Source organism: Delftia sp. NA_296.1 (genome assembly GCF_052692095.1).
In genome coordinates, this window is the sequence record NZ_JBQZGF010000013.1 from 101,852 (window position 1) to 126,536 (window position 24,685).

Genomic DNA, 24,685 nt, shown 5'->3' on the forward strand with positions numbered 1-24,685 from the left:
ATGCACCGCGCGGATGGCCGTGCCGCGCGGTGCAAAAAATCTTGTGAAGTCCCCCTAAAGTTCGCCGGGGCAGCTCCGAAAACCAACTCAGCAGAGGGACAAAAAGTCCTGAGCCCACCAAAAGCCGCGTAATTCGATGTGAAAGCGGCCGATGGTCGGATTGGGCCGCCGCCGCCCGCCTTGCGATAAGCGAGGGCACCGTGGCGGCGACGTAACTGACTTTACTAGGAGTTGTCACCATGGCCATGTCTATCAACACCAACGTGCAATCGCTTAACGCCCAGCGCAACCTGGCTACTTCGCAAAGCTCGCTGTCCACCACCATGCAGCGCCTGTCCTCCGGCCTGCGCGTCAACAGCGCCAAGGATGACGCCGCTGGCCTGGCCATCGCAGAACGCATGAATGCCCAGGTCCGCGGCATGAACGTGGCAGTGCGCAACGCCAACGATGGCGTGTCGATGGCGCAGACCGCTGAAGGCGCCCTGTCCAAGGTGACCGACGCTCTGCAGCGTATGCGTGAACTGGCTGTGCAGGCCCGTAACGGCACCAACGGCGCCAAGGACCAGGTTTCGCTGAACAAGGAATTCGTCGAGCTGGGCAAGGAAATCGACCGCGTGATCAAGGGCGCTGATTTCAACGGCAAGAAGATCCTGAGCACCGATGCTGGCGCCATCAACTTCCAAGTGGGCGCCAACACTTCGGCCAACGACTCGATCACCGTCACCACGAGCAATCTGGGTACGAACACCGACATCACCGGCATCACCAGCGCCTCGATCGGCTCCAACGCCACCACGGCTCTGGACGCTACTGCCCTGGCTACCGTGATCAGCAACCTGGACACGGCTCTGGACACGGTCAACTCCGAGCGCGCCGTGCTGGGTGCCACCCAGAACCGCTTCGAGGCCGTGGTCTCGAACCTGCAAGTGGCAGCCGAGAACACCGCTTCTGCTCGCAGCCGCATCATGGATGCCGACTTCGCTTCGGAAACCGCCAACCTGAGCCGCTCGCAGATCCTGCAGCAAGCCGGCACGGCGATGGTGGCCCAGGCCAACCAGCTGCCCCAGGGCGTTCTGGCCCTGCTGCGCTGATCGTAGTACGAGTCCGGCTGCCTTCCCCAAGCAGGAGGCGGCCGGAATTCTCCAGGCCCCAGGCATCTGCCTGGGGTTTTTTTATGGGCGAAAGAGTGGGTGAAGAGGGTGCTCGAAAGGTGAATTGGCGTCCGATCATGGGCTTTATCGGCGCTTTGGCGCAAGGGCTTTTCCGCACAATCGTTGGCATCAGATAGGCAGAGCTGGAAGTCCTGGCGTGCTTTCTGGCGTTCTGGCGGCTTGGGGTCGTCGAACGGTTGGCCATTGTTCATGCCTAACGAGGAGCTGCCCCATGGCATCCATCATCAACACCAATCTTGTTTCGCTTAACGCCCAGCGCAATCTCAACACGTCCCAGTCGTCGCTGAGCACCACCATGCAGCGCCTGTCTTCGGGCCTGCGTGTCAACAGTGCAAAGGACGACGCGGCAGGCTTGGCCATTGCCGAGCGCATGAACGCCCAGGTGCGAGGCATGAATGTGGCCATGCGCAATGCCAATGACGGCATTTCCATGGCGCAGACGGCCGAAGGCGCACTGGGCAAGCTCAGCGACAACCTGCAGCGCATGCGTGAGCTGGCCGTGCAGGCCGCCAACGACACCAACGGCACGACGGACCGTGGTTCGCTGGACAAGGAGTTCCAGCAGCTGGCGCAGGAAATCGCCCGTATCGTCGGCAGCACCAGCTTCAACGGCCGCCAACTGCTGGACAACAACAATGCCACCGTGTTCCAGGTGGGTGCCAATACCGGCGCCGACAACCAGATCACGATCATGGCCGTGAACCTGACGGGCTCTACGCCCGGTGGTCTGGATATCACGGCAGGAACGCCTCCTACGCTCGGTGGCTCGCTGGGGTCCCTCATCGGTGCAGGCAGCTCGGCTGCCGATGCTCGCCTGTCCATGGCCGCCATCGATACGGCACTGGATCTGGTCAACAACACACGCGCCACCTTCGGTGCCGCACAGAACCGCTTCGAAGCCGTGATCTCCAATCTGCAAGTGGCTGCAGAGAACACCGCATCCGCACGCTCGCGCATCATGGATGCCGACTTTGCCGCCGAAACCGCGAACCTGAGCCGCACGCAGATCCTGCAGCAGGCCGGCACAGCCATGGTGGCCCAGGCCAACCAGCTGCCCCAGTCGGTGCTCAAGCTGATCCAGTAAGAGGGAGCCAGGGGGGCTTTTGAGCCTGGCTGCGCGGGGCGTGGCCAAAAAAGCCTCAGGTTCCAGAAAAACCGGTCGATAAGATACCGGGGAATGCCCTCGGGCATTTGGTGTGCGTGTTCGCAAGGACGCGCTCTGCGCCATGGCGCGGAGGTGTTCTGCACTTAGAAAGGGATGGTCATGGCCACCTTGAGTTCAGCTGGCATCAGCGGCAGCGGCCTGGACGAGACGATGATCGCCAAACTGGTGGCCCTGCAAAGGCAGTCACTGGTTCCGCTTCAGCAAAAAGCGTCTGTCCTGGATTCCAAGATATCTACGTTCGGGCAGATCAAGTCCCTGATGTCCACGCTTCAGGACGCGGCCACTTCCCTGGCCGACGCCGATACCTGGCGCTTGACCAATGCTGCCACGACCAATACGGCCGTGGGCGTCACGGTGACGGACGCCAATGCCCTGCCTGGATCTTCGGTGATCTCGGTGACGCAACTGGCGCGCAGCCAGTCGGTGGCGACCGGTATCATGCCGACGGCCACCCAGTTCGGGGCTGGCAAGCTCACCATCACCATGGGCAACTGGAACAGCGCTGGAACCCAGTTCAGCAATCCCGGCACGCCGATGGAGATCGATATCGCGGCGGGTGCCAAGCTGGAGGACGTGGTCCAGGCCATCAACGGCAAGGGCGCCGGCGTGGTTGCGTCAGTGCTCAAGGATGCCCAGGGCGAACGTCTTGTGCTGCGCTCGCGCAGCACGGGCGCGGATGCGGGTTTCACCGTCGGTGCCAGTGGCGATGCCAGCCTTTCGGCCCTGGCGTTCAATGGCGCGGCCACCACGGGCTCCGTGGCTCAGTACGCCCAGAACGCCGAGATCGATGTCAATGGCATCAAGGTGCAATCGACCACCAATGAATTCAAGCAGACCCTGCCTGGCCTCAATATCACGGTGAACCAGGTGACGACGTCCCCTGTCACGGTGACAGTGACCTCGGACACCGATGCCTTGAAGAAGAAGATCCAGGCCTTCATGGATGCCTACAACGGGCTCAATGACGCGTTGGCGAGTTCGACCAAGTACGACGCCGAAAGCAAGGCGGCCGGCGTGCTGCAGGGGGACTCCACCACGGTGGGCATGACCAACAGCCTGCGCAGCGTGGTCTCGGGTACGGTTGCTGGCGGCGCGGACACGCTCAAGCGCCTGTCGGACATGGGCATACAGATCCAGAAGGGTGGCAAGCTGGCCTTCGGTACGACGGCAAGCGACAAGACCAAGCTGGACGCAGCGCTGAAGGACCCCGAGTCCATGAGCAAGATGTTTGCCGCAGTGGGAACGGACGGGCAGCCTGATACGCAGGGCCTGGCCGCGCGCATGAAGGATTTCACGCGCAAGGCGCTGGAATTCGATGGCACCTTCGACACCAAGAGCAAGAGCCTGCAGGAGCTCAAGAAGAGCAACGGCAAGTCCCAGGACCGGATCAACGACCAGGCCGATTCGCTGGAAAAGCGCCTGCGTGAGCAGTACGCGTCGCTGGACAAGAAGATGAGCGGCTACTCGGCGCTCAGTGCCTACATGAATCAGCAGGTTTCCCAGTGGAATAAATAAATAGGAGCCATGCGGAGCGGCGGTCGTGTTTTCTGTAACCAATGCCCGGTGCCTCTAAATTTTCAGGCATTGCAGCCGAAGAACAAGACATCAAGGAAACGAACATGTACACATCGCTCAACCGCCGTGCTGCAAGTGCCTACGCCCAGGTCGGCGTCCAGTCCTCCGTGGACGGCGCATCGCCCCACCAGCTGATCCAGTTGCTGTTCGATGCGCTCGAAAAAGCGCTGAACGCGGCCAAGGGAGCCATGCAGCGTGGCGACATCGGTGAGAAGGGTGTGCAGATCGGCAAGGCCGTGCGCATTCTGGAAGAAGGCCTGAAGGCCTCCGTCAATCCCGATGAAGGTGGCGAGCTGGCCCAGAACCTGATTTCCGTCTACGACTACAGCATCACCCAGCTGACGCTGGCCAATCTGCGCAACGACACGGCGCTGCTGCAAAGCGCGCAGGATGTGCTGGCTCCGATTGCCCATGGTTGGCGCGACATCGCCAACACGCCAGCCGTTGCCGGGACCTAGAAATGGAGCTGACATTGATTGACTTTTACCGTGCCATAGAAGACAGCAGCGCCAAGATGCTGCAGGCCGCACAGAACAAGGATTGGGAGGGAGTGACGCGCTACGAGGGCACCTGTGCCGTGCTGATCGAGCAGCTGCGGCTCAAGTCGCATGACGAGCCGCTGGCGCCTGATCAGCGCAAGGAGAAGGCCCGCATCATGCAGCGCATCCTGCGCAACGATGCCCAGATCCGCACGCTTGCCGAGCCCTGGCTGGCACAGTTCGAGCACATGTTCGACGGCCAGCCCCACGCCATGCATTGAGCAGGGCAGATCGGCAGGAGCTGCATCCGCAGCCTTCCTGCCGGCCACAAAAAAACCGCCTGATGTTCAGGCGGTTTTTTTATGGGCGGAATCTGCGGATGCCAGCGGCGGCTAAGGCTTCCCACCCGGCCGCTGTGGACTGATCAGGCCGCAGGCGAGGGTTGCACCTGCAGTTCGCTGAGCATGCGCAGCAGAATGCGGTTCACGTCCTCGATCTCGAAGGCGTGCTCTTCGCGCAGCTGGCGAATCGGTGCGGGATCGTCGGACTCCAGCGCAATGGCCATGAGCAGGGCCGGCGAGTAGGGGCCGGTGCGCGTCACGGCGGCGTCGAAGACGCGCTCGGACACGGGAATGCGGCGCAGCGCGGTGGGCAGGGGCTCGCCCAGCAGCTGGTCCAGCTGCGAGAGCAGGCCCAGCAGATAGACCTCGCGCTGCAGGTCGTGGCTGATGCCGGCCTCGATCAGTCGCTCGGTCAGGCTGGCGCGCAGCCGGATGGCGGTGCGCACGGGCACCAGGCTGGGCTCGGTGCAGGCGTGGGGCAGCTGGTCGGACAGCCAGCGCTGCAGCGTGCCGTATCCCAGCATCACCAGGCCGCGGCGCAGCGAGTCCACATTGCCCCGCAGGCCCAGGGCTGCGGAGTTGGTGTAGAGCATGAAGCGATAGGCCAGGATGGGGTCCTCGCCCAGGATCTGCTCGAAGGCCTCGATCGATTGCTCGGCATCGACGGCGCGCATCAGTGCGAGCACGGTGTCGCGGCTGGGCAGGGCGGCGTGATGGCGCTGGGCATACAGCGTATCGGCCACGGGCCAGCCGGCGATGGCGCCCGCATGGAAGCTGTCCAGGCACAGATCGGTCAGGGCCAGGCTGTCCAGCCCCTCGTACATCTGGCCGCCCAGCAGTTGCAGGGGCGGCAGGGTGGGTGTGGGCCTGGCGGCCTGCTTCAGGGCCTGGAGCTTGGTCGGTGCCTGGGCTGCCTGCGCGGCCTGTTGCAGCGCAAGCGCTGTCTGGTTTTGCATGCCCGAAGCGCCTTCGGGCGGCAGGTGCAGCAGGCTGCTGGCAAACCAATGGGCGGCCTGGGCGTCGGGCACATCGGACAGCGGCCCGCGCCACACCAGCATCAGGCCGCGCGCATGCGCCTGGCGCACCAGGTCGTAGATGGCGGAGTCTTGCAGCCAGTCGCCGCGCACTTCGATCCAGGGGCTGCCCTTGGAGGCGTTTTCCAGCAGGTCGCACAGCACCTGGCGCGACTGGGGCGACAGAAGTACCGGCGGCGACTGCGTGCCCCAGGTCTCGCGCAGTATGCGCAGCAGGTGGGCCACGTCGGCCTGGACGCCGGGTTCCTCGTGAAGATAAAGCTGCACGCCCGCCAGACGGCGGGCATGGTTCCAGAGCGGCCTATAGCCGAGGGTCAGAGAGCTCAGGACGGACTGGACCATGGATGCATGCGCGGGTGGCTATCAGTTGATGAAGTTGAACAGTGACAGTTTCTGGATCGAGGCATAGGACTGCAAGGCAGCCTGCATGCCCACCTTCTGCATGTCCACATCGGAGAGGGCCTTGATCATATCGATGTCTTCGGCCCGCGAACGCGCTGCTTCCTGCTGGTCCGCCTGGTTCTTCATGTCGTCTTCAAGGCGGTCGGCGCGGTTGAGCTGGTCGCCGGCGAAGCTGCGCATGGCCTGGACACGGCTCATGCCGGCGTCGAGTTCGTTGAGGCCGCGGCCCAGCGCCTGCTGCATGGCGCCGGCATCGGTGGCGCCGTTCTTCACGCCCGCGATCACGTTGTCCAGCACGCTGAACAGGTCGGTGCGCTGGCTGGGGCCCAGCGTGAAGCTGTCGCCCGTGGCCAGGTTGCCCGAAATCTTCATCGACATGCCGCCCACGGTGATGCTGTCGCCGGCCGTGTAGGGAACGGCCGCACCGGTCGTGCCACCGGAGGTGACGGTGTAGCTCAGGGCGCCCGTCGTGGCGTCCTTGGTGAAATTCAGGGTGTAGCTGGCGCCCGTGATGGCGCTGGGGTCCGACACCGTTCCCAGGTCGGCATAGGCCGAGCTGCCCGTGGGCGACTGGCGCGACACGGCGAACACGCCGTTGCCCGTGGGCACGTTCATCCAGGTCGCAAAGCCGTCCAGCGCCAGCGGCAGGCCGTTTTCGCTGCCCGTGGCCTGGCCCGGTTGCAGCTGGGAATTGGTGCCGGGGTTGCCGTTGGTGAGAGGGTCTTCCTTGCTGCCCAGTCCGCGGAAGATGGGCAGGCCGTTGGAGTCCTTGGCATTGGCGTAGCTCAGCACCTGGTTGCGTATGCTTTCGAGCTGCTGCACCAGCGCATCGCGCGCCTTCTGGTCATAGGAGCCATTGCCGGACTGCAGGATCAGGTCGCGGAAGTCCTTGAGCGCGTCGTGGGCGGTGCCCAGCTTGGATTCGCCCTGGGCCATCACATCGCGCTGCAGGCCCAGCACACGCTGGTCGTTTTCCGAGCGGGAGATGCGCGTGAGTGCGCGTTCGGCCTGTGCGGCGGCCACGGGGTCGTCGCTGGCGCGCACCACGCGCTTGCCGGAGGTGGTCTTTTCCATCAGGTCCACCAGACTCGTGTTGCGCGAGTTCAGGTTGTTGATGGTGCTTTCGTACATGTTGGCCGTGCCAATGCGGGAGATGCTCATGGTGGAATGCTCCTGTCCTGTGATCAGCGGCCTACGGTCTGCAGAACGCTGTCGAAAATGCTTTGCGCGACCTGCAGCATCTTGGCCGAGGCCTGGTAGGACTGCTGGTACTGCAGCAGCTTGGCGGCCTCTTCGTCGAGGTTCACGCCCGAGACGGCCGTGCGGTCCGCCTCCAGGTTCTTGGCAATGGTCTCGGACAGCTTGGCCGCGTACTGCGCGCTCTGCGTGCGCGTTCCGACCTGGGCCATGGCGGTGGAAAAGCCGTCGCTCAGCGTGGTCGAGCCATCGAAGAGCTTGCTGTCGCGCAGCGCCAGGAAGGAGCTGGCATTGCCCGCATCGCGCTGATAGGCCGTGCCGTATTGCGGGTCGGTGGCCTTGCCCAGCGTGACCTTGTCGCTGGTGGTTCCGTTGATGGCGGGCGTGCCGGTGATCTTGACCTGCAGGCCCGGTGCCAGCTGGATCGGCTGGCCGGAGGTGTAGAGGCCGGTGGCGGGAATGCCGCCTGCGGGTGCCGGGGTGATGGTGTATTCCAGCTGCCCGGTGGCGTTCTTGCTGAACGACACCTCGGCGCCGGCAAAACCTGCCAGATTGAAGCCGGCACTGACCTGGATGCCGCCCATTTGCAGGGTCGCATCGCCCAGAGACTTGATGCTGGCCGCCACGGGGTTGGCCACGGCCAGGTCGTTGGGCGAGTGCACGGCGGCCTGGATGTCGTGGGCGCCCGCCGCCATGGGGCGGAACAGCACGGTGTTGCCCGACACGCCTTCGGCCTTGAGGTCGAATCGCAGGCCGTCGATCTCCTTGGAGCTCAGGTCGGTCATGTCGGTGAAGTCCGTGACCTTGCCGTCCGACAGGCGGATGACCTTGCCAGCTGGGGCCGTGCTGCCGAAGACGATCTGGTAGTCGGATGCCTTGAGCTGGCTGGAGTCGACCACCGTGGTCGTCGGCGTGGTGGCGCCGGTCCACTGCGCGCCCGTGGTCGAGCCGTTGCTGACCATGGACAGCTTGAACAGATTGCTGCCGCTTTGTCCCGACAGCGTCAGGCCCAGGTTGTTTTGCTCGTTCAGCGAGTCGCCAATGGCCAGGGCCATGCGGCCCAGCAGGTTGCGGCCCTCGGTCAGGTCGCTTCCCTGGAACTGCAGCAGGCCGGCGATCTCGCCGCCACCCAGCATGGAGGGCGTCAGTTCCACGTTCTGGCCGCCGGGCTGCTGGAAGTACAGGGCCATCTTGCCGCTGCCCGGGAACTCGGTGGCTTCCTTGAGCGTGAGCTGGGCGGAATTGGGTCCCAGCACCAGCGGCTGGCTGCCGCCCACGAACAGGCTGATGCTGCCGTCGTCCGCAGGGATCTGGCTGGTCTGCACGTATTTGTTGATGTTGCGCACCAGCTGGTCGCGCTGGTCCAGCAGGTCGTTGGGCGTCTGGCCCGAGGCGATGGAGCGGCTGATCTGCGCATTGAGCGTGGCCACCTGGCCTGCCAGGCTGTTGACCACGGTCACATCGTTGCCCATCTGCTGCTTGGCGCTGTAGTCCAGCTCGTCCAGCTGGGCCGATGCCGAGCGAAAGCGCGCCGCCAGTTCGTTCATGCGCGTGAGCACCACCTGGCGCGCCGACGGGTCGGTGGGCGCACCGGCCACGTCGCCGAACGAATTCATCATGTCGGTGATCGCCGCGCCCAGGCCAGTCTTGCCGCCGCCGAACACTTCCTGCATCTGCGCCAGCGAGGTGGCACGCGCCGAGTCGGCCGCCGACACGGCGCTGGCCGTGGCTGCCTGGCGGTTGAGCAGGTCATTGAAGTTGCGCAGGATGGTGTTCACATCCACGCCATTGCCGATGTAGCCGCTGCCCATGTTCTGGCCCGGCGAGGTCTGGAAGGCCACGCTCTGGCGCGAATATCCGGCCGTGTTGACGTTGGCGATGTTGTGGCCTGTGGTCTGCAGGGCGATCTGGTTCGCCATCAGGGCGCGGGACCCGACGTTCAAAAGGCTCATGACGTGTTCTCTGGTTAGGCTTGGGCACGTGCCGCGCTCTGCACGGCGCTCTGGATGGCGCGGCTGAGCTTGCTGGCGTATTCGGGATCGGTGGCGTAGCCGGCTTTCTGCAGCTCGGTCGCATAGGCCAGGGCAGAGTCGGTCTTTCCCATGGCTTTCTCGTAGCGCGGATTGCTGGTGATCAGGCGCGCGTAGTCGCGGAAGGACTCCTCGTAGGAGTCGTAGGCGCGGAACTTGGCCGTGACCTTGCGCGCCACGCCGTCGATGTATTCGGTGGTCGTGACCTCGGCGACCTTGCCCGTCCAGCCCTTGCCGGCCTTGATGCCGAACAGGTTGTGGGCATTGCTGCCATTGGCATTCTTGATTTCGCTCTTGCCCCAGCCGGTCTCGTGTCCGGCCTGGCCCAGCATGAAGGCGGCCGGAATGCCGCTTTCCTGCGCCACGCGTGCAGCGGCGTCGCCATGGTGGGCGACGAAGTTGTCACGGCCCTTGGGCGCGGGCGCGTAGGCGTTGACGGACTGGGCCGCGCTGCTGCGGCTGCCGCTCCAGGCAGCTGTGGTGCCATTGGCGCTGCCGGCCGTGCTGCGCCAGGCGATGCGGCTCATGCTCAGTGTGGAGGGCACGGAGATCTCGGCATCCTCGGCGGCTTCCGAGCCCATGGTGCGGGCCAGCTGGCGCGTGATGGCATCCGACAGGCCGCCGGGCTGGCCCGACATGGCCACCGACAGCTGCTGGTCCAGCATGTCGGTGCTGAGGTTGCCCTGCGCGCTGTCGAGCAGGCCGGACTTCATGGTGGCCTCGCGCATGCTTTTGATCATCTCGCGCATGAACAGCGATTCCAGCTGCTTGGCGGTTTCCTTCGCGGCCTGCGGACTGTTCTCGCCGGCCGCGAATTTGAGTGCGTTGAGGGACCGGGCGTCGGCCGCCAGCGCATTGCTGGCTGCAGTCTGCGATCCGTTGGGAAGTGCGATGCTCATATCACCTCCAGTTCGGCGTTGAGGGCGCCTGCTGCCTTGATGGCCTGCAGGATGGCCAGCAGGTCCTGGGGCGTGGCGCCCAGCGTGTTGAGTGCGCGCACCACGTCGGTCAGTTGCGGGGAGCCGGGCATGTTGATGATGTTGCCGGGCTCCTGCTTTATCTGGATGTCGGACTTCTGGGCCACCACGGTCTGGCCCTGCGAGAAGGCGCCGGGCTGGCTGATCACCGGCGTGGTGCTGATGGTGATGGCCAGGTTGCCATGCGCGATGGCGCAGGGCCCCAGGGTCACGGCCTGGTTGAGCACGATGGAGCCCGTGCGTGCATTGATCACGACCTTGGCCGAGGGCTTGGAGGTCTCGATCGGCATCTCCTGGATCTCGGCGATCATGCGCACGCGCGATCCCGGGTCCTGGGGCGCGGACACGCGCACGGTGCGCCCGTCCAGCGCCTGTGCCACGCCCTGGCCCATGCGCTGGTTGATGGCGCGCACCACCTTGTCGGCGGTCTGGAAATCGGTGGCGTTCAGGCCCAGCGTGATGCTGTCGCCTTCGTTGATGGGGGTGGGAACGGCGCGTTCGACCTGGGCGCCCTGCGGCACGCGGCCCGCGCTCAGGTGGTTGATCTGTACCTTGGAGCCGCCGGCCGAGGCGCCGGCGCCGCCGACCACGAGGTTGCCCTGGGCCAGCGCATAGATCTCGCCATCGGCGCCGCGCAGCGGCGTGGCCACCAGGGTGCCGCCCTTGAGCGACTTGGCATTGCCCACGGAGGAGACCACCACGTCGATGGCCTGGCCCGGCTGGGCAAAGGCCGGCAGTTCGGCGGTGACGATCACGGCTGCCACGTTCTTGAGCTGCAGCTGGCCCGAATTGCCTGTGGCGGGCAGCGAGATGCCCATCTGCTCCAGGTAATTGGCCAGGGCCTGCTTGGTGTAGGGCATCTGGGTGGTCTGGTCGCCCGTGCCGTCGAGGCCGACCACCAGACCGTAGCCGGTCAACTGGTTGCTGCGCACGCCCTGGATGGCAGCGACCTCTTTGATGCGTGTTGCATGCGCCGGCAGGGTCAGCATGCTGGCGCCGAGGGCGGCTGCAACCCAGAAGGGGCGCTGCGCTTGGCGCAATGTCAGGAGCATGGACAGTACTTTCATGCTGTCCATTCTCCGGAGAATCAGAACGGCATAACGTTCAAAAAGAACCGGGACAACCAGCCAATTGACTGCGCTTCCCCGGCCTGTCCGCGGCTGCGCGATTCCACGCGCACATTGGCCACCTGGGTCGATGCGACCAGGCTGCCGGGCTGCATCGTGCGCGGGTCCACCGTGCCCGTGAAGCGCAGCACATCCACGTTGTGGTTCACGCCGATCTGCTTTTCTCCGGCGATCACCAGATGGCCGTTGGGCAGCACATCGACCACCGTCGTGCTGATGGCGCCCGTGAACGTGTTGTCGCTCGACGTCGAGCCCGAGCCCGTGTAGTCGTTGTTGTTGTTGAAACCGATGTTCGAGCGGTCCTTGAGATTGGCCAGCGCATTGCCCGAGAACAGCGGCAGCGCAGAAATTCCCGCCGTGGTCTTGTTGGACCGCTTGAGGCCCGAATCCGACTTCTGGCTGGCCGTCACGCGCTCCACGATCTGCACCGTCACCATGTCCCCCACCAGGCGCGCGCGCCGGTTCTCGAAACCGGGACGGTAGCTGGCGGCATTGAACAGGCTGCCCGTAGGGCTGCCCGCCACGGGCGCGGCCGGCATCAGCACGGGAGGCGCAGTGGACGGCATGTCCACCGGCGGCGGGTCATTGAGCGTCGTGCAGCCCGACAGGACTGCCGCTAGCGCCAGGCACGTGCCCGTTGCGGAAAGGGAGAAGATTCGTTGGGTCATGGCGATGTTCCCGGGTTCAATGGTTCATGGCTGCGCATGCAGACCCCACCCTCGAGAACTGGCATGTCCCAGCCCAGGGACACCGAGGAAGGGCTGCCCCGCACCGAGGGTGTCGTCCCCCTCCCGCGCAGCGAGAGAGGGGGAAGCGGCGAAGCCGCTCAGGGGGAGAGATCGATTACAGCTGCGCCAGCTTGGCCAGCATCTGGTCCGAAGTCGTGATGGCCTTGGAATTCATTTCATAGGCGCGCTGGGTCTGGATCATGGTCACCAGCTCCTGCACCACGTTCACGTTCGAGCCTTCCAGGTAGCCCTGCTTGATCATGCCCATGCCGTTGACGCCGGGCTGGCCCTGCTGCGGCTGGCCCGAGGAAGCGGTCTCGGTGAACAGGTTCTGGCCACGCGGCTCCAGGCCGGCCGGATTGATGAACTGGCTCATCGCGATATTGCCCACCTGCTGGGGCGCGGCCTGGCCGGCCATGGTCACGCTGACCACGCCCTCGGGGCTGATCGACACCTTGGTCGCGCCCTGGGGAATGGTCACGCCGTTGGCGATGGGCATGCCGCTGGCAGTCACCAGCTGGCCCTGCGCATCGACCTGGAAGGAGCCGTCACGGGTATAGGCCGTGGTGCCGTCGGGCATGTTGACCTGGAAGAAGCCGTTGCCGTCGATGGCCACGTCCAGCGCATTGTTGGACTGCTGCAGGGCGCCCTGCAGGAAATTGCGCGAGGTGGCCACCGTGCGCACACCCAGGCCCAGGTGCAGGCCCGTGGGCAGTTGGTTCTGCTCGGTCGTCTGCGAGCCGGACTGGCGCAGGTTCTGGTAGATCAGATCCTCGAACACCGCGCTGGCGCGCTTGTAGCCCGTGGTCGAGACGTTGGCCAGGTTATGGGAAATCACGTCCAGCTGGGTCTGCTGGGCTTCCATGCCGGTCTTGGAGATGAACAGTGAATTGATCATGGCGTTTTCCTTTTCAGTGCTTTCAGCCGTTCATGCTCAAGAGTTGGCTGGCCGTCTTGTCATTGGTTTCTGCCGTCTGCAGCAGGCGCATCTGGGTCTCGAACTGGCGGGCGGCGGCAATCATGCCGACCATGGTCTCCACCGAGTTCACGTTCGAGCCTTCGATGGCGCCGGACAGCAGGCGTGCGTTCTCGTCGTTGGGCAGCGGATCGCCGTCGCCCGTGCGGAACAGGCCGTCATTGCCGCGCACCAGCGCGGCGTCCTCGGGCGGCGTGGCCAGCTTGACGCGGCCCACGGCCACGGGCAGCTGGTTGCCGGTCTTGGCGGTCAGCGTGCCGTCCGAGCCCAGCGTGATCGTGGACTCGGGGGGAATGTCGATGGGGCCGCCGCCGTCGGACAGCACGGCCTGGCCATTGCTGTTGACCAGCTGGCCCTCGGGGGAGACCTCGAACACGCCGTTGCGTGTGTAGGCCTCCTGGCCATCCAGGCCCTGGACGGCGAACCAGGCGCGGCCCATGGCCATGGCGTCCAGTGCGCGGCCCGTGCGCTGGGTGGGTCCGGGCGTGTCCACGTAGCCGGAGGTCGCCTCCAGCGCGAACACGCGCGTGCCCGCGCCGCTGCCCTGCAGGGGCACGGAGCGGAAGGTGGACATTTCGGCCCGGAAGCCGTTGGTGCCGGCATTGGCCAGGTTGTGGGCCAGCACGGACTGACGCTGCGCCGCTGCGTTGGCGCCCGTCATGGAGGTGTAGATGATGCGGTCCATGCCGGCTCTCCTGACTCAGTTCTTGGCTATCAGCGCAGGTTCACCAGGGTCGAGAAGACCTGGTCCTGGGTCTTGATGGTCTGGGCATTGGCCTGGTAGGCGCGCTGCGCGGTCATCATGTTCACCAGCTCGGCGGTCAGGTCCACGTTGGAGTCTTCCAGCGCGCCCGAGCGCAGCGAGCCGAAGGTGCCCGACTCGGCCGTGCCGTTCAGCGCCGGGCCCGAATCCGAGGTCTCCACCCACTTGTTGTCGCCCACGGCGCCCAGGCCCTGGGTGTTGGTGAAGGCGGCCAGGGCCAGCTGGCCCTCGGTGCGCGTCACGCCGTTGGAGTAGGTGGCCACGATGGAGCCATCGTTGCCGACATTGATGCCGGTGAGCGCGCCTGCGGTGTAGCCGTCCTGCTTGAGGCTGCTGACCGCGAACTTGGAGCCGAACTGCGAGACGTTGGAGAAGTCCAGCGTCACGCCCGCCGTGCCGTTGATGGTGCCGGGCGTGGGCGCGTTGGGGTTGCTGCTCTTGATCTGCGCCGTCACGGGGCTGCCGCTGGTGATCTTGCCGGAGGCATCGAACACCAGGGTGGTCAGCAAGGTGGCGACCTTCGGGGGCGATGCCGTCGGATCGTCCAGGCCGTCGTAGACCTTCCAGGTGTTGGCGGCCGTGTCCTTCTCGAAGTACATCTGCACCGGCGTGGGCACGCCCTGGCTGTCATAGACGTTGATCGAGGTGCCATAGGTGGCGCGCGGCGTGGCGGGCACGGGCGGCGTGGCGGTGGAGTTGCCGGCTGCGGGCGTGGCGCGCGCATCGAGGTTCAACGACACGTCGATCTTGGTCGTGGTCTTGGCAGCGATCGGCTGGCCCGAAGGAAAGACCATGGGCACGGGCTGGCCGCCGGCCAGCACCTTGCCCGTGGTGGCGTCCACGGGGTAGCCCATGACGTTGTCGCCCTGCACGGTCTTGAGGTTGCCCTGCTTGTCCAGGCCGAAGTTGCCGGCGCGCGTATAGGCCGTGCTGCCGTCGGGCTGGCGCACGACGAAGAAGCCGTTGCCGTTGATGGCCACGTCCAGGTTGTTGCCCGTGGTGGTGATCGGGCCCTGGCGGAACTGCTGGGTCACGGCGGCCACATTGACGCCGATGCCGCTGTTCTGGCCGCTGGCCGAACCCACGGCGCTGGCCACGGCCTCGGCGAACTCGGCGCGCGAGGACTTGAAGCCCGTGGTGTTGGCGTTGGCGATGTTGTGGCCGATCACGTCCAGGTTCTTGCTGGCGGCGTTCAGACCCGAGAGGCCTTGTTGGAATCCCATGGTGTGCTCCTGCGATGTATTTGGGTGGATGGTGCGGGGGTCAGTACACGGCCTTGACGGAGGCGTAGGCGACGTTGGTGCCGTCGTCCAGCTCCAGCGTCAGCTTGCCGTCGGTGGTGCCTGTGGCGAGCACCGCATGCGGCGACAGCGTGGTCGAAGCCACGACCGTGTCTGCATTCGTGGCCTGCACCGTGTAGCGCAGCTGGCTGGCGTCGCCCGTGTACTTGCTGCCGTCCCAGGTGAAGTAGTTGCGGCCAGCGGTGCCGCTGCCCAGCTCGACGGTGTCCACCAGCTCGCCGCTGGCGGTGGTGATCTGCACCTTCACGTCGGCGGCCGGGCCTTCGAGGTCGAAGGCAGCCGTATAGGACTTTTCCTTGCCCACGCCCAGGGTGTTGCCTTCGGTCAGCACGGTGCGGCCGATCATCTGCGTGCCCTGCAGCACCTGCATGGCGGTGAACTGGCCGGCCATGCTTTCCATGGTCTTGTTCAACTGCTGGATGCCGGTGACGGTGTTGATCTGCGCCATCTGCGAGGTCATCTGCGCGTTGTCCATGGGATTCATGGGATCCTGGTTGTTCAACTGCGCGACCAGCAGCTTCAGGAAACGGTCCTGCGCCGCCGTGGGGTCGGTGGTCGAATTGCTCGTGGCGGACTTGTTGTTGATGTCGGCCGTGCTGGCGACGCTGCCTGCGCCATAGATCATGGGAGTGGCTCCTGGAAAGTGGTGCGGACGGGGCTCACTGGCCCATCTGCAGGGTTTTGAGCAGCAGCGACTTGGTCGTGTTCATGACCTCGACGTTGTTCTGGTAGGAGCGCGAGGCCGAGATCATGTTGACCATCTCGTCCACGGCGCTGACGTTGGAGTGCGTCACATAGCCTTCGGCATCGGCCAGCGGATGCTGGGGGTCGTGGATGCGGCGGCCGGGCGTGTTGTCCTGGCTGATGGCGCTGACGCGCACGCCAGAGGAGCCTTCCTCGCCCATGGCCACGGTCTGGAAGACCACCTGGCGCGCCTGGTAGGCCTTGCCGTCGGGGCCGGCCACGGCATCGACGTTGGCCAGATTCGAGGCCACGACGTTCAGGCGCTGCGATTGGGCGCTGACGGCACTGCCGGAGATGCTGAAGATGGAGAACATGGACATGGGAAAGCTCCTGTGATCTGTGGCGCCGGCTTACTGGCCCTGGATGGCCGACAGCATGGTCTTGGCCTGGCCGTTCAGAAAGCGCAGCGTGGCTTCGTAGCGCACGGCGTTGTCGACGAAGTTGGCGCGTTCGCGGTCCAGGTCCACGGTGTTGTTGTCCATGTTGGTCTGGGCCTGCACCGAGTAGCCGAGATGGCTTTGCGCGCTCTGCCCCGAGGCGGCGGCAGGCAGGGGAATGTGTCCGCCCTGGCTGACGCTGGCCAGCGTCATGGGCGAGGGGCCGGAGGTAACGGCCGTCAGCGCCTCGCGGAAATTGAAGTCGCGCGCCACATAGCCCGGGGTGTCGGCATTGGCGATGTTGCTGGCGATTGCACGCTGGCGCTCGGCGCGCAGCACCAGCGCCTTGCTCTGGAAGTCCAGTCGTTCAGTCATCTTGTCGAGCATGTCGGCCTCGCCCTCTGGGATTTGCGGTGATCGGTTGACGAAATGGCGGCAGCCCACGGACTGCGGCATGCGTCGATTATGGAAATCGGGCCCGAACGCTAAAGCGCGAAGAAAGCGCGTTTGCCTGCGCAGTTCGGCGCTTCGGAAAAGAGCGCTCGCCCTATATTTGCTGGCATCGCTCCAGGTGTCCCACCCATCCTGACGGGAGGCCGGAGCAAGTCAGGAGCCACAGCCATGCCGAACTTCAGCACCGCCCATTCGCCATCCGCCGTCCGAGCCCTCGCTCGCGCCGCCGCATGCGCTGCGCTTGCCGCTGGAGCGTCGCTGGCAGGCCCTGCCTTCGCGCAAAACGCACCTGACGGTGCAGCCCAGCTCAGCCAGATCGGCCAGCGCTTTGCCGACGAGGCCCTGCAGCAAGGCATGGCCGGCGCGGGCGCCTTGCCCCTGCGCATGGAAGTGCAGATGGGCCAGCTCGATCCCCGTCTGCGCCTGGCCGCCTGCGCCAAGGTCGAACCCTATTTGCCCGCAGGCTCGCGCCTTTGGGGCCGTACCCGCCTGGGTCTGCGCTGCCTGCAGGGCGCCGTGGCCTGGAATGTGTTCCTGCCCATCACGGTCAAGGCCTGGGGGCCGGCCTGGGTGCTGCAAAACGGCGTGCCTTCGGGCCGCCCGCTGTCGGCCGACGATGCCGTCCAGGCCGAAGTGGACTGGGCCGAGGAATCGGCCGCCGTCTACGCCAACCAGCAGGACTGGGTGGGCCTGGTGGCTTCCCGCCCGCTGGCCGCAGGCCAGGCGCTGCGCCAGAACATGCTGCGCACGCCGGCGCTGTTCGCGGTGGGTGCCGAAGTGCGCGTTCTGGTCAACGGTGGTGGTTTTTCCGTCACATCGTCGGGCAAGGCCATGTCGGCCGCCGGCGAAGGCCAGACCGTGCGGGTTCGCATGGATAATGGCCGGCTCATCTCCGGGGTGGTGAATCCCGAGGGCGTGGTGCTGGTCCAGTAAAAAAACCTCAAGTTTTGTTCCAGGCAGTCGAAAGCTAGGCACAGCGCCTCACGCCGCCAGGGCGATTGGAGAATCAAGATGAAGATAGGTCAAAAACCGGAACTGCCCGCCGCTGCCTCCCAGGCCGCCGCCAAGCAGCCCAAGACAGCCAGCACCATTGCCACCGAGGAATCCTCCGCCCAGGCCCAGCCTGCCAAGGCGGCCGGTGTTCCCGTGTCGTTCTCGACCTCGGCCCGCGCATTGGACCAATCTGGTCGCGCCACGGCCGATTTCGATGCCAACCGCGTCAAGGAAATCCGCGAAGCCATTGCCAACGGCACCTTCCGCGTGAACGCCGACGCCGTGGCCGACAAGCTGCTGGCCAACTCCGAAGAATTCTTCTCGCACTCGCGCGTCTGAGCGCGGGTTCGGTTCTTTCTCGGTTTTTTCCTTCCGGCGCGAGCACGCGCTTTCTTTTTTCAGCAAGGCCTGTCCCATGACTCTCAGCGAGATGCTCGATTCCCTGGACGCGGTGGTCCGGATGGTGTCCGCCTCGCTGCAATCGAAGGATGCGGTCGCGCTGGAGCAGTCCAGCACCCGGCTGCGCGATGCCATGGCGGCGTTCTCCGAACTGGCCCGGCGCTTCAGCGCGGCCGACTGGACGCAGGAGCTGCGCGAACGCGCCCAGGCGCTGGGCGAGCAGATGGCCATGCAGCGCGACCAGCTGGCACGCATGGCCGTGGTGGCCCAGAGCCAGGCGGCGGCGCTGATTCCCCAGACTTCGGACCAGGCCACGTATGGACGCGACCTGTATGGACACCCCCATGCCGGACCGGGCAAGGCGCGCATCTACCACTCAGCCAGCTGAAGCCGCGTCCCTTTTTTCTCTCTCTTCTCTCTTCCCGCTGCTCAACCCTCCGGCATCCGTGCCCGAGGGTTTTGTCTTTTCCGGGCTGGGATTCGGTTGAATGAATCTGCGCAGCGGGCGCAGGCATGGCTGGAGCTTGGGCGTACCCATCCATGCGCGGGATGAGGCTGCGCTCGGTCAATGAGGTGGAGGCGGGGGAATGCTGGATGGCCGTGCGCAGGAAGGGCGGCCAGGAATGAGGGACGGCCAGAGGCCAGATCCGGGGAAAACGAAGCAAGGACCCTGAAGGCGGCAAGATCCGAATGCGTGGAAATGACGCTGCCATGCAATGGCAATGGCAATGGCAATGGCAATGGCAATGCAATGCAATGCAATGCAAGCGCAATGGCGCGCGCAAATCCCGTTCGGTCTGCGGTCTGCGGTCTGAGTAGGAAAAGAGGGTCCGGCCGGGGCCGGACGTCTTCACACCTGCATGTTCATCACGTCGGTATAGGCCTGCACGAGCCGGTTGCGCACCTGCATCGTGGCCTGGAAGCCGATCTGCGCCTTTTGCATGGCGATCATGGTTTCCTCGAGGCTGACGGCCGGGTTCTCCAACTGCACCTCACGCTGCAGCTGGCTGGAGTTGTTCTGGGCTGAACTGACGGACTGCAGCGCGCCTTGGAGGGCCTGGCTGAAGCCGCCAGCCGCCACTTTGGTCGATGCGTCGCCTGCGCCCACGCCTTTGGGGAGCTGGGTGCCGTACAGGGGAGAGGTGGTACTGGGGATGCGAAGGTCCATGACACATTCCATCGGAGTTAGCAAGATGACGAGATCGTAGGGCGGCAGGGTTTTCGCATCGCGGCAAATAGACGGCCAAACGGCGCGCTTATCGGGCGAATGTGAAGCGGCGGACTTCGAATAATCGACAGCACGCTAGGGTCCTGTGTGTGCAGGGCTCGAACACCTGGAACCAAGATGTCTGCTGTCGCTGAAATCCCTGTCCCTCAAGCCACTCCCGTGCCCCAGCCTGCCTTGCAGCAGCGCTGGACGGCCATGGACCGTGGCGCGCGCCTGCGTTGGGGCGCGATCGCCGTGCTGCTGGTCGTCGCCCTGGGTGCGGCGGCCATGTTCTACCGCCAGCCGGACTACAAGGTGCTGTTCTCCAACCTGAGCGACAAGGATGGCGGCGCCATCGTCGCCCAGCTGTCGCAGATGAACGTGCCTTACCGCTACACGGAAGGCGGCGGTGCCATCCTCATCCCGTCCGACCGCGTGCACGATGTGCGCCTGAAGCTGGCCACCCAGGGCCTGCCCAAGGGTTCGGTGACGGGTTTCGAGCTGATGGAGAACAGCAAGTTCGGCATCACCCAGTTCCAGGAACGCCTCAATTTCCAGCGCGGCCTTGAAGGCGAGCTGACACGTTCCATCCAGGCCCTGGCCGCCGTGCAAAGCGCACGCGTGCACCTGGCCCTGCCCAATCAGAACGGCTTTTTCCGCGAGCAGCAAAAGCCCTCGGCCTCGGTGCTGCTGAGCCTGTACCCGGGCCGCGTGCTGGACCGCACGCAGATCGCGGGCATCGTGCACCTGGTGGCCTCCAGCGTGCCCGAGATGGCGCCCACGGCCGTGAGCATCCTGGACGACTCGGGCAAGCTGCTGTCGCAGTCGCCCGACGGCAACGCCAACGCCGTGGACATGCAACAGCTGAACTACACCCAGCAGATCGAGCAGCAGTACGTGCGCCGCATCCTGGAGATCCTGGAGCCCGTGGTCGGCAAGAACAATGTGAAGGCGCAGGTCTCGGCCGAGATGGATTTCAGCCAGACCGAATCGACTTCGGAGCAGCACCGCCCCAACCAGTCCTCCGACGCGGGCGTGGTGCGCAGCCAGCAGGTGGTGGAAAGCTCGGGCGAGCAAAAGCCGCCCCAGCCCACGGGCATTCCCGGCGCCACCAGCAACCAGCCGCCCCAGAACGCTTCCGCGCCCGTCAACGGCGCCAATCCCGCGCCCCAGGCGGCCGACGGCCAGAACGCCGCCCGCGCTGCCAGCAAGCGCGAGTCCATCACCAATTACGAAGTGGACAAGACCGTGCGCCACACACGCGGCAGCACGGGCAGCATCAAGCGCCTGACGGCCGCCGTGGTCATCAATGCGCCCCTGGTGGCTGCCCCTGCGCCGGCCGCTGTCGGTGCGGCAACCGATGCGGCCACCGTCGCTGCCGCCGCACGCGGCCTGACGGCAGCGCAGCAGGCGCAACTGCTGACCCTGGTGCGCGAGACCGTGGGCTACAGCGCCGAGCGCGGCGACTCGGTCAACCTGGTCAGCACGCCCTTTGTGCAGGACGAAGTGCCCGCCGATGTGCCGCTGTGGCGCCAGCCCGAAGTGCTGGCCATGGCCCGCAGCCTGGGCGTGCCCATCGGCCTGGCCCTGTTCGGCGCCATCTTGCTGCTGGGCCTGGTGCGACCCATGCTCAAGGGCCGCAAGACGGTGGCCGTGGGCGGACAGCTCAATGCCATCGAGGGCGAGCAGCTGGACCGTCCGGCGCTGGCTGCACCCGCTGTCGATCTTTCGCCCACGCAGGAGCAAGTGCGCCTGGAGCAGGCGCGCCAACTGGCCAAGCAGAACCCGATCGCGGTGGCCAACATCGTCAAGACCTGGATCAACGGCGAGGCCACCTGAGCCTCTCAAAACACGGATTGCTGAGATATGGACGAACGAGGCCTGAACGACGCCGCCATCTTGCTGGTCTCCCTGGGCGAGGAGGAAGCGGCCGAGGTGTTCAAGCACCTCACCCCGAAGGAAGTGCAAAAGCTCGGCGAGACCATTGCGCACATGCGCGGTGTCTCGCGCGAGAAGGTGGACTTCGTCATCAACCGCTTTGCCGATGACGCGGCCGCGCAAAGCCTGCTGGTGGACGACGCCAGCGGCTATGTGCGCTCGGTGCTCAAGCGCGCCCTGGGCGACGACAAGGCGGCGCTGCTGATCGACCGCATCCTGCAGGGCGGCGATGTCTCCGGCATCGAAAGCCTCAAATGGATGGACCCGCTGTCCGTGGCCGAACTGCTGCGCGGCGAGCATCCGCAGATCGTGGCCGCCATCCTCGTGCACCTGGAGCACGAGCAGGCCGCTGCCGTCCTGATGCAGCTGCCCGAGCGTTTCCGCAGCGAAGTCATGCTGCGCGTGGCCACGCTGGAAGGCATTCAGCCGACCGCGCTCAAGGACCTCAACGAGGTGCTGTTCCAGGTGCTGGCCGGCGGCGACAAGATCCGCAAGACCTCGCTGGGCGGCGTCAAGACGGCGGCCGAGATGATCAACAACCTCGGCGGCAATGCCGACGTGGCCGTGCTGGACACCATCCGCAACTACGACCCGGACCTGGCCCAGAAGATCATGGACAAGATGTTCGTGTTCGACGACCTGGTCAAGCTGGACGACCGCTCGGTGCAGCTGGTGCTGCGCGAGGTGGTGTCCGAGACGCTGATCATCGCGCTCAAGGGCGGCTCGATGGAAGTGCGCGACAAGATCCTGGCCAACATGTCCATGCGTGCCGCCGAGTCGCTGCGCGAGGACCTGGAAGGCCGCGGCCCGATGCGCCTGTCCGAAGTGGAAGCGCAGCAAAAGGAAATCCTGAAGGTGGTGCGTCGCCTGGCCGAAGAAGGCCAGATCACCATCGGCAGCGGTGCGGAAGACAGCTATGTCTAACGGCATGAACTCGCGCTTCATCCCTTCCGAGGAGATCGACGAGCGCCAGGTGGTGCAGTGGCGCTTCGGCGCCGTGGACCACATGGGCGGCCTGAAAAGCCTGCCCAGCCTCGCGGGGCTGCCGGACATCCAGGGTGCGCCCGCCGCATCCGGTGCCCAGGCTGCGCATGGCGGCGCGGGCATGGCGCGCGCGCCTGCCTCCTCGTCGGGCTTTCACAGCCTGTCGCTGCCCGGCCGCTCCGATGCGCCCCGGCTGGAGGCCGACTCCATGGTGCTGGATGTCGAAGCCGACACGCCGGGCGCCCCGGCCTCCACCGCCCCCGCAGTGGATGAGGAACAACTGCATGCCCTGCTGGAACAGGCACGCGCCGAAGGCCATGCCGAGGGCCTGGAGCAGGGCCGCCAGGAAGCCCGGCAGCAGTGGCAGCAACACATGGATGACTACGTCTCCGGCACGGGCCGCGAGACGGCGCAGCGCGTGGACGCGCTGCTGTCCGGCCTGGATGCCGGATTCAAGCAGCTGCAGACGGATGCAGCGCAGGAACTGCTCAACCTGGCCTGCGACATTGCGCGCCAGGTGGTCCGCCAGGAGCTGCGCAGCCAGCCCCAGGCCTTGTTGCCCGTGGTGCGCGAGGCGCTGGACATGCTGGCCGCCGACGGCCGAGCCGCCACCGTGCGCCTGAACCCAGCCGACTTCGCCGTGCTGGACGAGGCGCTGCGGGCCGAGCATGGCGCCCAGTCCAAGGTGCAGTGGATCAGCGACGCCTCCGTGGCCCAGGGCGATGTGCGCGTGGAATCGGGTGGCGCCCAGGTCGATGCCGGCATGGACAAGCGCTGGCGCCGCGCCGTGGCCGCGCTGGGCCTGGTCTCCACCTGGTATGACGGAGAACGCAATGCCGGTTGACGCCCCGCTGGCCGACGCCGCCCAACTGACCCCCGAGCCTGCCGCCAGGCCCTGGCAGCAACTGCTGTCCAATGCCCGCGCCCGCCTGCAGGGCGACATTCCCCTGGAAACCCACGGCACGCTCACGCGCCTGACCGGCCTGGTGCTGGAGGCCACGGGCCTGCAGGTGCCTGTGGGCTCGCAGTGCTGGATACGCCAGCAGGGACAGGACCCGGTGCTGGCCGAGGTCGTCGGCTTTGCCGGCGAGCGTGCGTTTCTCATGCCTGCGGGCGACATCCAGGGCCTGTCCAGCGGCGCCATCGTGACGCCGGCCGAACCCTTTGTCGCACCGCTGCGCTTTGGCGACGGTGTCGAGCCGCCCGTGTCCCTGGCGGCCGGCGTGCTGCGCCTGCCCATTGGCAGCGGCCTGCTGGGCCGTGTCGTGGATTCGCAGGGCCAGCCCCTGGACCATGGCGGCCCGCTGGCCGACGTGAGCGCCGATCTGCTGGACCGCAACCCCATCAACGCCATGGACCGCGACCCGGTGCGCGAGACGCTGGACACCGGCGTGCGCTCGCTCAACGCCCTGCTCACCGTGGGCCGGGGCCAGCGTCTGGGCCTGTTCGCGGGCTCGGGCGTGGGCAAGTCCGTGCTGCTGGGCATGATGGCGCGCTACACCCAGGCGGACGTGATCGTGGTCGGCCTGATCGGCGAACGCGGCCGTGAGGTCAAGGAATTCGTCGAGGACATCCTCGGCGCCCAGGACCGCAGCCGCGCCGTGGTCGTCGCCGCACCGGCCGATGCGCCGCCGCTGCTGCGCATGCAGGGCGCCGCCTATGCCACGGCCATTGCCGAACATTTCCGCGACAAGGGCCAGCATGTGCTGCTGCTCATGGATTCGCTGACGCGCTATGCCATGGCCCAGCGCGAGATCGCCCTGGCCATTGGCGAGCCGCCGGCCACCAAGGGCTATCCGCCGTCGTGCTTTGCCAAGCTGCCGGCCCTGGTCGAGCGCAGCGGCAACGGCCTCAACGGCGTGGGCTCGATCACGGCCTTCTACACCGTGCTGTCCGAAGGCGACGACCAGCAGGACCCTATTGCCGACGCGGCGCGCGCCATTCTGGACGGCCACGTCGTGCTGTCGCGGGCGCTGGCCGAGTCGGGCCACTACCCGGCCATCGATATCGAGCAATCGGCCTCGCGCGTGATGCACAACGTGGTCTCGCGCGAGCATTTCGAGCTGGCACGGCGCTTTCGCGCTGTCTATTCGCGCTACCAGAAGGGGCGGGACCTGGTCCAGGTCGGTGCCTACATGGCGGGCTCGGACCCGCAGATGGATGAGGCGATACGCCTGCAGCCGGCCATGGCGGCCTTTCTGCAGCAAAGCATGTTCGAGTCGGCTTCCATGGACGAGAGCATCTCGGGCATGGCTGCCGCACTCGGTGGGCAGTGACGCGGCGACGCGGCACTGCCAAAACGCGACCAACGCGATAACGAACA

General features: G+C 65.8%; 25 protein-coding genes. 12 read left to right on the forward strand and 13 right to left on the reverse strand.

Annotated features, from left to right (window positions below):
• The first annotated feature begins 239 nt into the window (after positions 1–239).
• The 5 genes from ACUTR7_RS26335 to ACUTR7_RS26355 all read left to right on the forward strand — a co-directional run bounded on the left by ACUTR7_RS26335 (position 240) and on the right by ACUTR7_RS26355 (position 4,672).
• On the forward strand, positions 240–1,091 hold the full coding sequence (locus ACUTR7_RS26335; RefSeq protein ID WP_017404688.1) for a flagellin domain-containing protein: 852 nt from the start codon (positions 240–242) through the stop codon (positions 1,089–1,091).
• Positions 1,092–1,383: 292 nt separating this feature from the next.
• The gene (locus ACUTR7_RS26340) at positions 1,384–2,256 is read left to right on the forward strand and encodes a flagellin domain-containing protein (protein ID WP_017404687.1); all 873 of its coding nucleotides are present in this window, start codon (positions 1,384–1,386) and stop codon (positions 2,254–2,256) included.
• Positions 2,257–2,436: 180 nt separating this feature from the next.
• Positions 2,437–3,852, forward strand: a complete 1,416-nt coding sequence (fliD, locus tag ACUTR7_RS26345; RefSeq protein ID WP_192368773.1) for a flagellar filament capping protein FliD — start codon at positions 2,437–2,439, stop codon at positions 3,850–3,852.
• Between the two features lie 104 nt (positions 3,853–3,956).
• Positions 3,957–4,370: a flagellar export chaperone FliS gene (fliS, locus tag ACUTR7_RS26350; RefSeq protein WP_071953706.1), complete on the forward strand. Its 414-nt coding sequence runs from the start codon at positions 3,957–3,959 to the stop codon at positions 4,368–4,370.
• Positions 4,371–4,372: 2 nt separating this feature from the next.
• Positions 4,373–4,672 carry a flagellar protein FliT gene (locus ACUTR7_RS26355; RefSeq protein WP_012202553.1) on the forward strand — a complete coding sequence of 100 codons (300 nt, stop codon included), beginning with the start codon at positions 4,373–4,375 and terminating at the stop codon, positions 4,670–4,672.
• Between the two features lie 143 nt (positions 4,673–4,815).
• Here the strand turns inward: ACUTR7_RS26355 and ACUTR7_RS26360 are convergent, their stop codons facing one another.
• The 12 genes from ACUTR7_RS26360 to flgB form a co-directional block, all read right to left on the reverse strand.
• Positions 4,816–6,108, reverse strand: coding sequence for an HDOD domain-containing protein (locus ACUTR7_RS26360; protein ID WP_445610189.1), 1,293 nt, complete (start codon positions 6,106–6,108; stop codon positions 4,816–4,818).
• A 21-nt stretch (positions 6,109–6,129) separates the two neighbouring features.
• A complete protein-coding gene (flgL, locus tag ACUTR7_RS26365) occupies positions 6,130–7,329 on the reverse strand; it encodes a flagellar hook-associated protein FlgL (RefSeq protein ID WP_099750980.1) in 1,200 nt (399 codons plus the stop codon).
• 23 nt (positions 7,330–7,352) lie between these two features.
• Positions 7,353–9,317 carry a flagellar hook-associated protein FlgK gene (gene flgK, locus ACUTR7_RS26370; protein ID WP_063327632.1) on the reverse strand — a complete coding sequence of 655 codons (1,965 nt, stop codon included), beginning with the start codon at positions 9,315–9,317 and terminating at the stop codon, positions 7,353–7,355.
• Between the two features lie 14 nt (positions 9,318–9,331).
• Positions 9,332–10,294, reverse strand: coding sequence for a flagellar assembly peptidoglycan hydrolase FlgJ (gene flgJ / locus ACUTR7_RS26375; protein ID WP_034398047.1), 963 nt, complete (start codon positions 10,292–10,294; stop codon positions 9,332–9,334).
• Complete coding sequence (locus ACUTR7_RS26380; protein WP_012202558.1) at positions 10,291–11,439, reverse strand: flagellar basal body P-ring protein FlgI; 1,149 nt, start codon at positions 11,437–11,439, stop codon at positions 10,291–10,293. Before ACUTR7_RS26380 ends, flgJ begins: the two co-directional genes overlap by 4 nt.
• A 20-nt stretch (positions 11,440–11,459) precedes the next feature.
• Entirely contained in the window at positions 11,460–12,167 is a 708-nt protein-coding gene (locus ACUTR7_RS26385; RefSeq protein ID WP_063327631.1) for a flagellar basal body L-ring protein FlgH, read from the reverse strand.
• Positions 12,168–12,342: 175 nt separating this feature from the next.
• The gene (gene flgG / locus ACUTR7_RS26390) at positions 12,343–13,125 is read right to left on the reverse strand and encodes a flagellar basal-body rod protein FlgG (RefSeq protein WP_013800362.1); all 783 of its coding nucleotides are present in this window, start codon (positions 13,123–13,125) and stop codon (positions 12,343–12,345) included.
• A gap of 22 nt (positions 13,126–13,147) precedes the next feature.
• Positions 13,148–13,888, reverse strand: a complete 741-nt coding sequence (locus ACUTR7_RS26395; RefSeq protein WP_013800363.1) for a flagellar basal body rod protein FlgF — start codon at positions 13,886–13,888, stop codon at positions 13,148–13,150.
• Between the two features lie 29 nt (positions 13,889–13,917).
• Positions 13,918–15,189: a flagellar hook protein FlgE gene (flgE, locus tag ACUTR7_RS26400; RefSeq protein WP_013800364.1), complete on the reverse strand. Its 1,272-nt coding sequence runs from the start codon at positions 15,187–15,189 to the stop codon at positions 13,918–13,920.
• Between the two features lie 40 nt (positions 15,190–15,229).
• Positions 15,230–15,892 carry a flagellar hook assembly protein FlgD gene (locus ACUTR7_RS26405; RefSeq protein ID WP_445610190.1) on the reverse strand — a complete coding sequence of 221 codons (663 nt, stop codon included), beginning with the start codon at positions 15,890–15,892 and terminating at the stop codon, positions 15,230–15,232.
• A 34-nt stretch (positions 15,893–15,926) separates the two neighbouring features.
• Positions 15,927–16,331: a flagellar basal body rod protein FlgC gene (flgC, locus tag ACUTR7_RS26410; protein WP_012202564.1), complete on the reverse strand. Its 405-nt coding sequence runs from the start codon at positions 16,329–16,331 to the stop codon at positions 15,927–15,929.
• A 30-nt stretch (positions 16,332–16,361) separates the two neighbouring features.
• Entirely contained in the window at positions 16,362–16,775 is a 414-nt protein-coding gene (flgB, locus tag ACUTR7_RS26415; RefSeq protein WP_013800365.1) for a flagellar basal body rod protein FlgB, read from the reverse strand.
• A gap of 234 nt (positions 16,776–17,009) precedes the next feature.
• On the opposite strand from flgB, the gene flgA reads away from it, so the two are divergent.
• The 3 genes from flgA to ACUTR7_RS26430 all read left to right on the forward strand — a co-directional run bounded on the left by flgA (position 17,010) and on the right by ACUTR7_RS26430 (position 18,621).
• Positions 17,010–17,774 carry a flagellar basal body P-ring formation chaperone FlgA gene (flgA, locus tag ACUTR7_RS26420; protein WP_013800366.1) on the forward strand — a complete coding sequence of 255 codons (765 nt, stop codon included), beginning with the start codon at positions 17,010–17,012 and terminating at the stop codon, positions 17,772–17,774.
• A gap of 78 nt (positions 17,775–17,852) precedes the next feature.
• Entirely contained in the window at positions 17,853–18,173 is a 321-nt protein-coding gene (gene flgM / locus ACUTR7_RS26425) for a flagellar biosynthesis anti-sigma factor FlgM (protein WP_445610191.1), read from the forward strand.
• A 76-nt stretch (positions 18,174–18,249) separates the two neighbouring features.
• Positions 18,250–18,621, forward strand: coding sequence for a hypothetical protein (locus tag ACUTR7_RS26430; protein ID WP_012202568.1), 372 nt, complete (start codon positions 18,250–18,252; stop codon positions 18,619–18,621).
• 462 nt (positions 18,622–19,083) lie between these two features.
• Here ACUTR7_RS26430 and fliE read toward each other — a convergent pair whose 3' ends face one another.
• Positions 19,084–19,401: a flagellar hook-basal body complex protein FliE gene (gene fliE, locus ACUTR7_RS26435; protein ID WP_013800367.1), complete on the reverse strand. Its 318-nt coding sequence runs from the start codon at positions 19,399–19,401 to the stop codon at positions 19,084–19,086.
• A 177-nt stretch (positions 19,402–19,578) separates the two neighbouring features.
• On the opposite strand from fliE, the gene fliF reads away from it, so the two are divergent.
• From fliF to fliI, 4 genes are read left to right on the forward strand one after another with little or no spacing between them, the layout of a single operon-like run.
• Positions 19,579–21,279, forward strand: a complete 1,701-nt coding sequence (fliF, locus tag ACUTR7_RS26440) for a flagellar basal-body MS-ring/collar protein FliF (protein ID WP_445610192.1) — start codon at positions 19,579–19,581, stop codon at positions 21,277–21,279.
• 27 nt (positions 21,280–21,306) lie between these two features.
• A complete protein-coding gene (fliG, locus tag ACUTR7_RS26445) occupies positions 21,307–22,302 on the forward strand; it encodes a flagellar motor switch protein FliG (protein ID WP_012202571.1) in 996 nt (331 codons plus the stop codon).
• Positions 22,295–23,206, forward strand: a complete 912-nt coding sequence (locus tag ACUTR7_RS26450) for a FliH/SctL family protein (RefSeq protein WP_445610193.1) — start codon at positions 22,295–22,297, stop codon at positions 23,204–23,206. Before fliG ends, ACUTR7_RS26450 begins: the two co-directional genes overlap by 8 nt.
• Positions 23,196–24,638: a flagellar protein export ATPase FliI gene (gene fliI / locus ACUTR7_RS26455; protein ID WP_224986507.1), complete on the forward strand. Its 1,443-nt coding sequence runs from the start codon at positions 23,196–23,198 to the stop codon at positions 24,636–24,638. The genes ACUTR7_RS26450 and fliI overlap by 11 nt, the downstream gene beginning before the upstream one ends.
• Positions 24,639–24,685: the final 47 nt, after the last annotated feature.